15 protein-coding genes are annotated in these 13,520 nt (G+C 52.1%); 12 read left to right on the top strand and 3 right to left on the bottom strand.

The window, feature by feature from the left end; translation table 11 throughout:
- The first annotated feature begins 19 nt into the window (after window positions 1-19).
- From ACFMKP_RS02260 to ACFMKP_RS02225, 8 genes are all read left to right on the top strand, one after another.
- Window positions 20-1,720, top strand: a complete 1,701-nt coding sequence (locus ACFMKP_RS02260) for a R3H domain-containing nucleic acid-binding protein (protein ID WP_382288683.1) — start codon at window positions 20-22, stop codon at window positions 1,718-1,720.
- Window positions 1,721-1,762: 42 nt separating this feature from the next.
- Window positions 1,763-2,473 (top strand): dTMP kinase, encoded by a 711-nt coding sequence (tmk, locus tag ACFMKP_RS02255; protein ID WP_054535159.1) that lies wholly within the window; start codon window positions 1,763-1,765, stop codon window positions 2,471-2,473.
- A gap of 161 nt (window positions 2,474-2,634) precedes the next feature.
- The gene (locus ACFMKP_RS02250) at window positions 2,635-3,129 is read left to right on the top strand and encodes a zinc ribbon domain-containing protein (protein ID WP_054535158.1); all 495 of its coding nucleotides are present in this window, start codon (window positions 2,635-2,637) and stop codon (window positions 3,127-3,129) included.
- Window positions 3,130-3,169: 40 nt separating this feature from the next.
- Complete coding sequence (locus ACFMKP_RS02245) at window positions 3,170-3,403, top strand: hypothetical protein (protein ID WP_382288680.1); 234 nt, start codon at window positions 3,170-3,172, stop codon at window positions 3,401-3,403.
- The gene (locus ACFMKP_RS02240) at window positions 3,396-3,749 is read left to right on the top strand and encodes a hypothetical protein (RefSeq protein ID WP_382288678.1); all 354 of its coding nucleotides are present in this window, start codon (window positions 3,396-3,398) and stop codon (window positions 3,747-3,749) included. Before ACFMKP_RS02245 ends, ACFMKP_RS02240 begins: the two co-directional genes overlap by 8 nt.
- A gap of 383 nt (window positions 3,750-4,132) precedes the next feature.
- Window positions 4,133-4,360, top strand: a complete 228-nt coding sequence (locus tag ACFMKP_RS02235; RefSeq protein WP_054535155.1) for a DUF6504 family protein — start codon at window positions 4,133-4,135, stop codon at window positions 4,358-4,360.
- Window positions 4,361-4,372: 12 nt separating this feature from the next.
- Window positions 4,373-4,600, top strand: a complete 228-nt coding sequence (locus ACFMKP_RS02230; RefSeq protein ID WP_110516042.1) for a hypothetical protein — start codon at window positions 4,373-4,375, stop codon at window positions 4,598-4,600.
- A gap of 147 nt (window positions 4,601-4,747) precedes the next feature.
- Window positions 4,748-5,854 carry an NADH-dependent flavin oxidoreductase gene (locus ACFMKP_RS02225; protein WP_382288675.1) on the top strand — a complete coding sequence of 369 codons (1,107 nt, stop codon included), beginning with the start codon at window positions 4,748-4,750 and terminating at the stop codon, window positions 5,852-5,854.
- Window positions 5,855-6,159: 305 nt separating this feature from the next.
- Here ACFMKP_RS02225 and ACFMKP_RS02220 read toward each other — a convergent pair whose 3' ends face one another.
- The 3 genes from ACFMKP_RS02220 to ACFMKP_RS02210 all read right to left on the bottom strand — a co-directional run bounded on the left by ACFMKP_RS02220 (window position 6,160) and on the right by ACFMKP_RS02210 (window position 8,566).
- Window positions 6,160-7,581 carry a protein kinase gene (locus ACFMKP_RS02220; protein ID WP_382288673.1) on the bottom strand — a complete coding sequence of 474 codons (1,422 nt, stop codon included), beginning with the start codon at window positions 7,579-7,581 and terminating at the stop codon, window positions 6,160-6,162.
- Window positions 7,582-7,685: 104 nt separating this feature from the next.
- Window positions 7,686-7,808, bottom strand: coding sequence for a hypothetical protein (locus ACFMKP_RS02215; protein WP_269083554.1), 123 nt, complete (start codon window positions 7,806-7,808; stop codon window positions 7,686-7,688).
- Window positions 7,809-7,858: 50 nt separating this feature from the next.
- Window positions 7,859-8,566, bottom strand: coding sequence for a zinc metallopeptidase (locus ACFMKP_RS02210; RefSeq protein WP_382288671.1), 708 nt, complete (start codon window positions 8,564-8,566; stop codon window positions 7,859-7,861).
- Between the two features lie 143 nt (window positions 8,567-8,709).
- On the opposite strand from ACFMKP_RS02210, the gene ACFMKP_RS02205 reads away from it, so the two are divergent.
- The 4 genes from ACFMKP_RS02205 to ACFMKP_RS02190 all read left to right on the top strand — a co-directional run bounded on the left by ACFMKP_RS02205 (window position 8,710) and on the right by ACFMKP_RS02190 (window position 13,503).
- Window positions 8,710-10,596, top strand: a complete 1,887-nt coding sequence (locus tag ACFMKP_RS02205; RefSeq protein ID WP_382288669.1) for an ABC transporter ATP-binding protein — start codon at window positions 8,710-8,712, stop codon at window positions 10,594-10,596.
- Window positions 10,597-10,995: 399 nt separating this feature from the next.
- A complete protein-coding gene (locus ACFMKP_RS02200; RefSeq protein ID WP_382288667.1) occupies window positions 10,996-12,030 on the top strand; it encodes a zinc-binding dehydrogenase in 1,035 nt (344 codons plus the stop codon).
- A 52-nt stretch (window positions 12,031-12,082) separates the two neighbouring features.
- Entirely contained in the window at window positions 12,083-13,093 is a 1,011-nt protein-coding gene (locus ACFMKP_RS02195) for a DUF4938 domain-containing protein (RefSeq protein WP_382288665.1), read from the top strand.
- A gap of 50 nt (window positions 13,094-13,143) precedes the next feature.
- Window positions 13,144-13,503, top strand: a complete 360-nt coding sequence (locus tag ACFMKP_RS02190; protein WP_204755545.1) for a 2Fe-2S iron-sulfur cluster-binding protein — start codon at window positions 13,144-13,146, stop codon at window positions 13,501-13,503.
- Window positions 13,504-13,520 lie beyond the last annotated feature (17 nt).

The raw sequence follows: 13,520 nt of genomic DNA, 5'->3' as shown, positions 1-13,520 counted from the left end.
GAGAAGGATGCAACTAAACATGTTAGATCGTCGCGAAATTACCCATAATATCGATCTGTTGCTGTCAACCTTGCCGCCACGTTTGGCTGAGCCGTTGGCAACTCACGAACAGAAAGATCAAGTTATAGAAATTGTCATGGATTTGGGGCGCTTGCCAGAAGCGCGTTTTCGCCACGACCAATCAAGTTTCCTCAGCGAAACTGAGGTCGGACGCGAAGATCTCGATTATGTGACTGAACGCATTGGCCAGTTTGGCGAAGATAATCGCGCTGGGATTCAGCGCACGCTGCACCGCATTTCAGCGATTCGCAATCGCTCGGGAGTGGTGATTGGCCTGACCTGTCGGGTTGGCCGTGCCGTTTATGGCACAATCGAAATTGTGCGCGATTTAGTCGAGGCTGGCAAATCGATCCTGATTCTTGGCAAGCCAGGCACTGGGAAAACCACCATGCTGCGCGAAGTTGCTCGGGTTTTGGCCGACGACTTCCTCAAACGGGTGGTGATCGTCGATACCTCGAATGAAATCGCTGGCGATGGCGATATTCCCCACCCTGGGATTGGCCGCGCCCGCCGCATGCAAGTAGCTCGACCAGCCGAGCAACACAATGTGATGATCGAAGCAGTCGAAAATCATATGCCGCAAGTAATTGTGATCGATGAAATCGGCACGGAATTGGAAGCTCAAGCTGCCCGTACCATCGCCGAACGCGGGGTACAATTGGTTGGGACGGCCCACGGTAACACCTTGGAAAACCTGATGCTCAACCCAACGCTCTCCGATTTGATCGGCGGGATTCAGGCAGTGACCTTGGGCGATGAAGAAGCGCGACGGCGTGGCACGCAAAAAACCGTGCTCGAACGCAAAGCTCCGCCAACCTTCGATGTGTTGGTCGAAATTCAAAGCTGGGACGACGTGACGATTTATCAAGAAGTCGCTTCAGCTGTCGATTCGATTTTGCAGGGCAACGAGCCAAGCGCCGAACAACGCACCAAAGACGAGCAAGGCCATGTCGAGGTTCACGAAGGTCGGCCAGAACGGGCTGATAGCGAAGCCAGCACAATGCTTACGCGGCGTGGTGGCTATCGTAGCCGCGAGCGTGAACGCGACCGTGACCATGGCGAACGCGATTGGCGGCGCAAAAGCGAACGGCGCGAAGCCCAACGCGAAGAACGCGAACGCTATGCGATGACCATGGCTAGCCCGAGCGCAAACTTAAAAACCGAAGAACCAAGCGTCGTGGTCAAAAAGCCAGGCAAAAACGCCCCAGCGCGTATCTTTGCTTTTGGTGTAAGCCGCAATCGCTTGGAAAAAGCCCTCGATCGGTTGGGCATTACCGCCAGTTTGGTGCGCGAAATGGATCAAGCGACGATGGTGATTACCTTGAAGAATTACTATCGCCAGCACCCAACCCGCCTGCGCGATGCCGAAGAACGCGGCATTCCGGTGTATGTGTTGCGCTCGAACACCCAAACTCAAATGGAAGAATGCCTTGGCTCGGCCTTCGAAATTAGCGTCACGCCCAGCGACCCGTTGAGCGAGGCCATGGAAGAGGTCGAAGAGGCAATTAGCCAAGTTATGGATGGCTCAACCGAAAGTATCGAACTGAGCCCACAAAGCTCGTATGTACGCAGGTTGCAACATCAGATTGTTGAGCGGTACAATCTACAATCAGAAAGTACTGGCAAAGAACCACGTCGCCGGATTCGGATCTTCCGCTAAATCGGCATCGTGGCCTCAACGCTGTTGGACTGTAGGGGAACCATGAGCTTGTTCATTACCTTTGAAGGCCCGGAAGGTAGCGGGAAAAGCACCCAAGCCCGCTACCTCAAGGATTATCTGCAACAGGCTGGCTATCCAGTCATCTTAACTCGCGAGCCAGGCGGAACGCCGATTAGCGATGCTGTACGGCGGCTTGTGCTCGATGGTCAATGGACGGCGATGGAGCCGACAACCGAAACCCTTTTGTTTGCTGCCGCTCGTGCTCAGTTAGTTGGCGAGGTGATCTTGCCCTATCTGAAGCTGGGCGGCATCGTTTTGTGCGATCGCTATGCCGATTCGACCTTTGCCCATCAAGGCTATGGCTTGGGCCGCAATCTGACTGAGCTGCGCGAAATCACCCGTTTTGCGACTGGCGGCTTGCAGCCCGATGTGACCTTTTTCCTCGATTTGCCAGTTGAGCAAGGCTTGCAGCGCAAACGCAAACAGCGCGATGATTTCCGCGAATCGAGTCAATTGGCCTTGCCATTGCCACATTTGCCGCAACCAACCCCAAGCCAAAGCGAGCATTGGAATCGACTCGATGCCCGCGAAATCGCCTACCACGAACGCGTGCGCAACGGCTACCTTGAAATGATCGCCGCCGATCCGCAACGTTGGCAGGTCTTTGATGCAGACATTGAACGTGAGAGCCTCACTGCCCAACTGCTGGCGGCTGTTCAGCCCTATCTCAGCAAAATCCAAACCTTGAGCTAAGCCTCATTCTATAAGCTGCATCTCAGTCGGCTATCAGGCTGAGATGCGCTTGGGCTGTGGTTTGATATGGTACAATAGCCCAATCGTGGCAACGTGCCAGTATTCTAAACCCATGCAGTCGCCTCGCAATGCTGGGGCATTCTTCAGGAAAGCATAGGAACATGACAGAAATTATTGCAGAACTTAAAAGCATCTTGCCGATTGTCGGCATGATTGTTGGGGGCTATTTGGTGCTCCTCTGGGTTGCTTCGCTGGTATGGACATACCGCGATATTAGTAGCCGCTCCAACGATATTTTGGTGCAAGTGCTTTCAACCTCAATGGCCTTCTTTTTGCCATTTGCAGGGTTGCTGTTATATATGTTGGTGCGCCCGCGCGAAACTCTCACTCAAAAATACGAGCGCGAATTGGAAGAAACCTTTATGCGCCGCGATATTGAGGATGAGCATGTCTGCCCGAATTGCCAACGTAGCATTCAGGCCGATTTTGTGTTGTGCCCCCACTGCCAAACCCATTTGCGCCGCAATTGTGGCAACTGCGAACGGGTCATCGATTTGACCTGGCAGGTTTGCCCATACTGTGCAGCTCCTGCCAACACGCGGATCAACAGCCAGCCATTACGTCAAGCAGAATATGAACAACAGTACGCTCGCTAATCAGCAAATTTGTCCGATTTGCCGCAAAGCTGTGCAGTCAATGCCACGTTATCCGCGCTATGTTTGCGCCGATTGCGTGGCATTGGCAACTGACGAGCATGGCCGTGGAGTTCAGTTTTTCAATACTGGCGTGCTTGGCACTGGTTGCGCTGGCAGCTATCGCGCTGGTCAAACGGCATATCCATCCGACCAGTGTTGGATTAACGGCCAACGCTGTCGGGCCAAGGAAGCACGCTTCGGCGGGATTGTGATTGAGGTGGTTGACGATGAATGAGCAAGAGCATTGGCAAGGGTTTATCACAGCCTTCAACGAAGAGCGCTTTGTTGATGGCGTGCTGCAATTGGAAGAATTGTGGTTTCCCGACCGTAGCGATCTCTATCGCGGCCTGATTCGCTTATCGGTTGCGCTCAACCAACTGCGCTTGGGCATTGTCGATAGCCCACGCCAACTGCTTGCCAGCGCCCACGAAATGCTGGCTCCGTTTGAAACCAATCAATACAACCTTGATATCGGGCGGATTCGCGAGTATATTCAGGCCTGCGCCAAGCTCATTCCTGCCGATTTGCACACTGGTCAAGGCCGTATTGATTGGGATCTGGTTCCACGAATTCAGATCTGAAGATGCAAGAAATTTCTCATGATCACCACCCTTCCGTCCCGCCTCAAGGCGGGAAACGCAGGGGGTTTTCATCCCCCTGCACCCCCTAAAGGATAATTGCTGGTACTCAATCATAGAGCAATGAAACTGGCATGGATTGATTTTTGAATGCTTAATCCTAGATCAATCTAGGCATGACCAATAATTGGAGGTTTAGGCTCAATTTAATTGACATAGCACATGTGTTCGTGTATACTCAAAAACACAGATTCTCCAAGCTGCTGCTTGTAATCCACGGTGCGCACCCTCGTTTGCGGGCTTTTCAAGCCCTATGCAAGGCTTTTTACCAGCCGCGATGCTTGGAGCATTGTCACGAATTGAGTACAACACGAAGGGTAACCGAGATGCAGATTGAGCCTATTCAATTAACTCACAAACGCCATAATTATTTGCCGATGGCCTTTTTATGGCGTGGAATCAGCCATCAGGTCGCGAGAATTGAACGCGTGTGGAGCAGAGAGGCCCGTTGGGCACGCCCGCCACGCCACTATTTTCGGGTGCGCTGCACCAACAATCAGGTTTACAACATTTTTCAAGATGTGCGCTTAAATGCGTGGTGCGTTGAACGCTAGAGGAGGCCGACCGTGTATTTAGCTTGGTTTGATGATCATCCGCGGAAAGAACTGCGGTTCAAAATTGCCGAAGCCATCTTTGCTTATGAAGATCGTTTTGGCGAACGTCCAAATGTCGTGCTCGTTAACGCTACTCAGATTTTTAACGAAGATGTTGAGGGCGTGCGCATCGTTTCACGATCATATGTCCGCAAAGATAACTTTTGGGTTGGCATCGAAGGTATCGTTGCTAGCTCGTAGGTTGCCGGAAGCAGATTGCTCAATTCCCCATCTGTAAGATTTGTGTTAATTCTCCTCTAGCTTGCCCGTTTAAAAAATCGACTTGTGGCACAATATATTGGGATACGCACATATGCGTAATTCGATATATTGTGTCACGAGGATTTTATGTCATTGTTCGAGCCATACACATTACCCGTTAGTGGTGTTACCCTGCCCAATCGCCTCGTTCTTGCCCCAATGACCACCTATTCTGGCACGCCAGAAGGCCAGATTAGCCCAGGTGAAGTCGCTTTATTGCAACGGCGCGCTGCTGGTGGCTTTGGCACGGTTATTACTGCCGCTTGCTATGTTGATCGCGATGGTCAAGCATTTGTCAACCAATGGGGCTGTGATAACGACGACAAGCTCGATTCATTACGTAAAGCAGCAAGCGTAATCAAAGCCGAAGGCGCAATCGCAATTTTGCAAATTCACGATGGTGGACGCATGGCCGACCCCAAGGTACTGCGCGAACCAGCTCCACGTTCAGCCTCAGCAGTTGCTGCCGAACGCCAAGGCTACCTTGAGCCACGGGCCATGACTGCCGCCGAAGTCGAAAAGAGCATCGCTGATTTTGCTGCTGCGGCCAAACGGGCTGCGGTTGCGGGCTTTGATGGCGTGGAAATCCACGGCGCAAACACCTATCTAATTCAGCAATTCTTCTCACCACATTCAAACCGCCGCGACGACGAGTGGGGTGGCGATTTGGAACGCCGCTTGCGCTATCCTATCACCTTGGCCAAGGCTGTGCGCGCAGCCGTCGGCGATAACTTTATTGTGGGCTATCGCTTCTCGCCTGAAGAAATTGAAAATCCAGGCATCACCTTTGACGATACCCTAGTGTTGGTTGATCGTTTAGCTGATTGCCGCTTGGATTATTTGCACATTTCGTTGGGCAATTATGCTGCTGGCTCAATGCGCGATCCGCAATCAACCCAACGCCTCAGCCCCTTGGTCATCGAAAAATTGGCTGGCCGCGTACCATTGATGGCGGTTGGCGGCATCGAAACCGTTGAGCAAGCAGAATTGCCATTGCAAGATGGCGCTGAATTGGTTGCGCTTGGGCGGGTTGCATTGTGGGAGCCAGATTGGCCAAATAAGGTCAAAGCAGGCCGCACCGATTTGCGCCAAGCCTTGCCCGCCAAAGATGGCGATATTATTTGCACCTTGCCACGCCCATTGTATGAAAGCATCATCCAACGCGCTGGTTGGGTGAAAATCGCCGCCGAATAACGAGCATATTAACCACGAAGAGCACGAAGAACACGAAGGGCTAGAGACTAGCGTTTTTAGTCAATGATGATTAAAACCTCATCGCTCGCCATCACTTCGCGTTCTTCGTGGTTTCATCCTTCATCCCTCATCCTTTATCCTTCATCCTTCATAATTTCGTGGCTCTGCGCCTCTGCGTTAAATAAAAGCTGCCTAGCCACAGATTGACACAGATTCGCTGGATTATTGTTTCAATTACCCAATAGCCCTATTTTGACTTTTGCCTTCTGCCTTTTGACCTTCTCCTATGTTCTTCGCTCTATGCTCTAATCATCGTCTTTGCCCTTGCCATTACCTGGGCCTTTGGGCTTTTTGGCCTCTTTGACTCCGATGACCAAATTGATTTGGCTATTGGCGGCAATTGGGCTGCCGACCGCTGGCTCTTGGCTCAGAATGCGATCTTTGGCTTGATCGTTTGGTTGCTCGATAAAATTAATGCTTAGCCCCAAGTTGCGGGCTTGTTGCTCGGCCTCGGCCCGTTTGAGGCCAACAAAATTGGGCATGCTTGGCGCTTGATCGCTGGCAGCGGTTGGTTCGGGAGCTTGGGTCGCTTCGAGCGCAATAGTTGCAGTTGCTTCGGCCACAGGCGCAAGCGTGGCAGTTGCCTCGGCCACAGGATTACCACTCGGGCCAGGTTGCTCAGAATCGCCGCTTAATTTGGCAAAGGCAACGGCTATTGCGGCCACAAACGCCAACGCTGCTATGGTTAGGCCAATTTGCTTTTTAGCCGCTGGTTTGGGCGCTGCAAGCGAGGCTTTGGTTGGGGTTGGTTGCACTTGCGCTTGCACCAAAGCAGCAGTTTTTGGTGGCACACGCACAGCAGTCGTTTCCATATTATGGATCGACACGGTGGAGCGTTGGCGCACTGGCATCGCAATTGTGGCCGAATTTGCGCCCTGTTGAATGCTCTCAATCTCGCCTGCCAAGGCTTGGGCAGAGGCAAAACGCTTGCTTGGCTCGCGCTCAGTCGCCCGCTTGATCAGCTGTTCGATGGCAGTGGCGGTGCCGGGCAACGCTTGGCGTAGTGCAGGCACACCTTCATTCAAATGACGCTGAACAATCGCCCAGGCCGAATCGCCATCAAGTGGCACGCGGCCAGTTAACAGCTCATACAGCATAATGCCCAAGGCATAAATATCGCTGGCGGCGGTCGTTGCGCCACCTTCAGCTCGTTCTGGCGCGATATATTGGGGTGTGCCATACACTTGATCGTGGTTGGTCGTGCCAATTGGCTGCACAATGCCAAAATCAAGCAAAATTGCATGGCCATCAGGATTAATCTTAATATTTTGCGGTTTAACATCGCAATGCACATAGCCTTGTTGATGAATTGCTGCGAGGGCTAAGGCAATTTCGCGCGTCCACGTTAACGCTTGGGGCGCAGCTACGGGCAATAATTGATCAAGGCTTTGGCCATCGATCAGCTCTTGAACAAAAAACGGCCCCACGCTTGAATCGTGGCCAACATCAAAAATGCGGGCAATATGCGCGTGGCTCAATTGCGCCGCAGTTTGGGCTTCGGCGCTAAATTGCTGGCTCAGGCTTGGATTATTGGCGTACTCAGGCCGCAAAACCTTCAGCGCCACATCGCGCTTGAGCAGCAAATCATGGGCGCGATAAACCGTCGCCATGCCACCTTGCCCAAGCGTTGCCAACAATTGGTAGCGATTTGCCAAGGTTTGATTCATTGCAGCATCCTTCGTTTATGAGCCAATCTTGCAGCGATTATAGCAGGCTTAAACAACAAAGAGGCGTAGGGTTACGCCTCTCATTACCAATTATTTGGAGCAGCTTAGATTGTTTCTGGCTCGCCCAAGATTTTGTTGGTGATGTACAAGGCCAAACGGGTGGCCAACGTCCCCAACGCCAAACTCAACAAACCATAGACAACCCGACGCTTCAAATCATCATCCATTGAATTATTCCTCCTATATCAAAACGGTGCTAGGCGCTAGTATAACATTCTTAGTCGCGGCGACCGCCAAAAACCCGAAATGCAAAATAGGCAAAGGTCAAAATTGATTGCGCCGCAGCAGCAACGTATGTCCAAGCAGCAGCATTCAAAACCTTAGAAACCGCAGCTTGGTCTTGAGGGCTAACCAAGCCATTGGCGATCAACATTTTTTTGGCGCGGCTTGAAGCATTGAATTCGACCGGCAAGGTTACCAAGGTAAACAGCACCGCGCCAGCAAACAAGGCCAAGCCAATCAAGGCCATGGTGAAGCCGAAGCCGCCACTACGTGAAGCAGCACCAAACATCAAGCCCCCCATCACCAGCCACGTGCCAATGCTACTGCCAATGTTGGCGATGCCTACAATCGAGCTGCGCAAACGCAACATCGTGTAGCCTTCGCGATCTTGCAAGGCGTGGCCCAACTCGTGAGCAACAACCGCCATTGCAGCAACCGATGGCGTAACCGACGATTGCGAGAGATTAATCGATTTATCGGCAGGATTGTAAAAGTCGGTCAGTTGACCAGCAACTTGATTTACCCGCACATAGTTAAGACCTTCGGCGCTCATCAAACGTTGGGCCACATCGAAGCCATTCATACGGTGCATGTTGCCAACATTCGCATATTTGCTAAATGTCGATTTCACATACCACTGCGCCCAGAAAGCAAACAGCATGCCAGGAATGGCGAAAATGAAATACATTGGGTCGAAGATCATCGGTATCCTCCAGAGGATGCTTGTCAATGTTCCTGTCCGCATGGACAGAAAATTCTAACCTTAAGTATAGCAAGCTCTGGGCCTAGGCGTGTTAGCATGACATTAATAATCTGCACACCCAAATCTATGTGTAAGGAGTTTTCATGAATGGTGGAGGCTGGCGAGGGTTTGTTCGCGCGAACGACGACGAACAACCCACCATCAGCCGCATGTTGTTGCAGCGTGTATGGGGTTATGCCAGACCCTATCGCAGCGGCATCATTGTGGTCTTGTTTACAATTTTCATCGGGACGTTGTTGGATCGGATTACGCCGTTGTTGGTGCGCCATTTAATTGACGTAGCAATTCCGCAGCGCAATCTTGGGCGGCTCAATCTTGTTGCCGTCGGCTTGGTCGCAATTCCATTAATAGGCGGTTTGCTGGATATTTGGCAGCGACGCAATTCAGCACTGGTTGGCGAGGGAATTATTTTTGATTTGCGCCGCGCGTTGTATAACCATATGCAGCGTATGAGCCTGCGCTTTTTTACCAGCACCAAATCGGGCGAATTGGTTTCGCGGCTGAATAACGATGTGGTTGGCTCGCAACGGGCGGTTACTGGCACGTTGATTACGTTGATCACCAATATCATCACGGTCAGCATCACCCTGTTTATTATGTTGACGATTGAGTGGCGATTAACTTTATTAGCGTTGCTCGTATTGCCATTATTTATGCTGCCAGCGCGGCGAGTTGGCAAAATTGTCCGCACATTAACCCGCTCGCAAATGCAAGCCAACAGCGATATGAACGCATTAATGGGCGAAACGTTGAATGTCAGCGGTGCATTGTTGGTCAAAATTTTTGGGCGGCGCAACGACGAGGTGGCCAAATTTAGCCAGCATGCAGGCGAAGTGCGCGATCTTGGCATTCGTACCTCGTTGGTGATGCGCTCGTTTTTTGTGATGGTTGGCTTGGTCAGCGCGGTTGGTGTAACCTCGGTCTATTGGTTTGGTGGCTATTTGGCGATTACCTCAAATAGCTTCAGCACTGGCGATATTATTGCCTTGGCCTTGTATTTGCCCGGCTTGTATGGCGCAATTTCGACCTTGGTCAACACCAGAGTTGAATTAGCTTCGTCGCTGGTGTCGTTCGAGCGGGTGTTTGAAATTCTCGATTTGCCGCAGGAAATTTTAGATCCAGCTCAACCCAAAATGCTAGAGACGCTTCGCGGCGAAGTTCAATTTGAGCATGTCTGGTTTCGCTATCAAGCTGATGATGATCCGATGCTTAGCCCGCGCAATGGCCAAGAAACCACCCTCATCAGCCCAATTGCCACCCGCGAATGGGCCTTGGAAGACATTGATTTTACCGCCAAGCCAGGCCAATTGGTGGCCTTGGTCGGGCCTTCGGGCGCGGGCAAAACCAGCCTAACCTATTTGCTGCCACGCTTGTACGATGCTAGTCGCGGTCGCGTGTTGATCGATGGCGTTGATGTGCGCGAATTGGATTTGGATAGCCTTGGCCAAGCAATTGGCATGGTTACCCAAGAAACTTTCTTATTTCACGAAAGTTTGCGGGTTAATTTGCGCTATGCCAAGCCCGATGCAACTGATGCAGAGTTAGAAGCAGCCTGTCGCGCCGCCAACATTCACGATTTGATCATGAGCCTACCAAATGGCTACGATACCGTAGTTGGCGAACGGGGCTATCGCTTCTCTGGAGGCGAAAAACAACGGATCGCGATTGCCCGAGTTATTCTCAAAAATCCACGGATTTTGGTGCTCGACGAGGCGACCTCGGCGCTTGATTCACGCTCAGAGGCATTAATTCAAGCAGCCTTGCAACCATTGCTCAAAGATCGCACCAGCATCGTGATTGCCCACCGACTTTCGACGATTCTGGCAGCAGATTTGATTTTAGTTGTCGATCAAGGTCGAGTGCTCGAACGCGGCACGCATAGCGAGTTGTTGGCCCAAGCAGGGCTGTATGCTCAGCTCTATCATACTCAATTCAAAGAGCGCGAGGAATTAGTAAGGGATGAGGGATGAGGGATGAAGTGGCTATGGTTCAGGGATCAGGCGATTGGCTATCGGAATATTATTCGTGGAATTCGTGGCTAAAAACTATATGTACTGGTTCATTGGCTTGGCAACCGTGTCCCCTCACCCCCCAGCCCCCTCTCCCACGAAAACGCGGGCGAGGGGGAGCACCCGTTTTTACCAAGGATTTTTGCAAGAACCACGGCGTTGAAGCCCCTCGCCCGCCACGTGGGAGAGGGGTTGGGGTGAGGGAATCAGGCGGTGGTTACCCGCATGTACCATTACACATAGCCAATAGCCCATCTTCGCGGTTTCAAGCCTTCGTGCGCTTTGTGAGCTTCGTGGATCAAAACGCGCCAACATCCTTTACACTATAGCCATTGTTTTGAGCAAGGAGGCTTGGACGGTATGATGAAGGCAGGATTTTTTCGCCAACATGGTGGGCTCGATGTGCTCGAATATGGCGATTTGGCGGAGCCAGTGGCTGGCCCAGATGAAGTTCTGGTGCGCATCCGTGCTGCCGCCCTAAATCACCTTGATCTATTTGTGCGCGAAGGCTTGCCCGGCCTCAAACTGAGTATGCCGCATATCGGCGGCTGTGATATTGCTGGCGAAATTGCGGCAGTGGGCGAGGGCGTAACTGGCTGGAAGGAAGGCCAGCGCGTAATTGTTAATCCCAATATTTGGTGCGGGCAGTGCGAATTTTGTATCGCAGGCGAAGAAACCTTGTGCGATAGCTATGGCGTCCTTGGCGAGCACCAAACTGGTGGCTTCGCCCAATATATCGCCGTGCCAGCTCGCAATCTGTATGCGATTCCCGCTGATTATTCGTTTGAACAAGCAGCAGCGGTGCCTTTAGTCTGGATGACGGCATGGCGGGCCTTGATCGGCCAAGCGCAACTGCGGGCTGGCCAAAGTGTCTTGATTTTGGGTGCTGGTGGCGGCGTGGCCAGTGCGGCAATTCAAATTGCCCGCTATGCTGGGGCAACCGTTTATGCAGCTTCGCGCTCAGCCGAAAAACTGGCGCGGGCCAAAGAACTTGGGGCCGATTACATGGTACGATCAGATGGCGATTGGGGCCGCGAAATTTGGCAACAAACCAAAAAGCGTGGCGTTGACGTAGTATTAGAGAATGTTGGGGCAGCGACATGGGAAAGCTCATTGCGCAGCGTCGCCAAAGGTGGCACGGTTGTAACCTATGGCGCAACGACTGGCCCGATTGTCAGCGTCGATATTCGCAAACTTTTCTGGCGACAATTTAACCTAATCGGCTCAACAATGGCCAATAATCGTGAATTCAACACGATTATGCGCTTAGTATTTTGGGAACGCCGCTTTGCGCCACTGGTCGACAAAGTATTTCCACTGAGCGAGCTTCAAGCGGCCCAAGCCTACCTTGAATCAGCAGAGCAATTTGGCAAAGTCGTCATTGCAATTCCCTAAGAGACAGCCCGCGCGCAGCAGATGTGCCGCTACGGCTGGGAGCAATTAATTCATGTCAATCACAATCGACCATGTTCGCGTTTTAGAAGGCCCAAATATCTACTATCCCCAAGCTGGGGTAGCGGCAACCTTGCAGGTCAGTCACGATCTCCGCGATGAACTCGGTCGCCAACTCAAAACCTGGGCCCAAGCAGTTGGCTTGATCATTGGCTATCTGCGTATGAAAATCGAGCCACGTGACGAGCAAACGTGGCAATTGAACTTGAGTTTTACCTGCAACCACCCGCAACTTGGTGCAGCAAGTTTGCAGCATGCAGTTGAAGATATTCTGGCTGAAGAACGCCAAGATGAAGATTGGAGCCACGATGATGCACTCTTTGACTTGCGCCGCCAACGCATGCGGATCGATCCAGTCTTGCCATTGCTGCAATTACGCGCCGAAGCCCAAGGGCGGGTGATTCCAGTCTTGCCGGTTGGCGATGGCATGTTGCAGCTTGGCACAGGTAGCGGTGGCTGGCGCTTTGATCCAGCCCAACTCAGCCTTGGCCTTGCGGTCAACCCACCATGGGAGCAAATTCGCAGCGTGCCCTTGATTGCAATTGGCGGGCTTGGCGCAGGATTGGCAGCCGAACAAATTACCCACGGCTTAACTGCTGCTGGTTGGCAGAACGTCGTGCATATTGCCAAGGGCGATTATACCAGCGTGCGCCAAGCATTGGTTCAAGCAGATGCCGAGTTATTTGTGGTTGCCTTGGATCAAGCAGATGTGGTTGAGCGTGGTTTAGCCTTTAATCGCTGTACGATTGGGGTTGTGCTGGGCATTAGCGACTTGCCTGAAGAACAAGCCTTGGCAGCAGGCTTGCCAGCTCTAACCGCCGATGAGCTTGGTAACACCATTTTGTTGGCCGACGATCAGCGCACTGCTGGCTTGGCGCGGCGCACTGCGGCCCCAGTTGTGCAACTCCAGCGCACCCAAGAACCAGCCAACATTCAACAACCATTGTTAGGATTGGTGGTCAATCAATTGCAACAATTGCTCGATACTGGCGCACTTGATCAATAGATTAAAGCCAGTTTGAGCAATTAACCGATCATTATTCTAGGAGGTAGAGCATGCCCCAGATCACTGTTGGTTCACAAGCGCCGTTCGAGGTAGCAAGTGGCAGCCGTTTGGTCAACGCCCTAGAAGATCATGGCATTGATATTTTGCATCGCTGTGGCGGCAATGCCCGTTGTACAACCTGTCGGGTCGAGTTTCAGGCAGGCGAGCCAAGCACAATCACCAAGGCAGAATCGTTTAAATTGGCCGAGGCCAAATTAACTGGCGTGCGTTTGGCCTGCCAAATTAGCTGCGAAGCTGATATGCAGCTTCAGCCCTTGATGACATTAAGCGATTCGGGCTTGCCCGACCCTGGGCCACGCCCCGCTGATAGCATCACTCCCGAGCCGGAATGGCTCGAACGCCCGCTTTAAGCACCAAGCACATCTCC

Origin of the sequence: Herpetosiphon sp. NSE202 (genome assembly GCF_042688385.1) — a bacterium.
Classification (GTDB): domain Bacteria; phylum Chloroflexota; class Chloroflexia; order Chloroflexales; family Herpetosiphonaceae; genus Herpetosiphon.
Note: the sequence above shows the minus strand (reverse complement) of the source record. Positions and strands in the feature narration are given on the sequence as shown.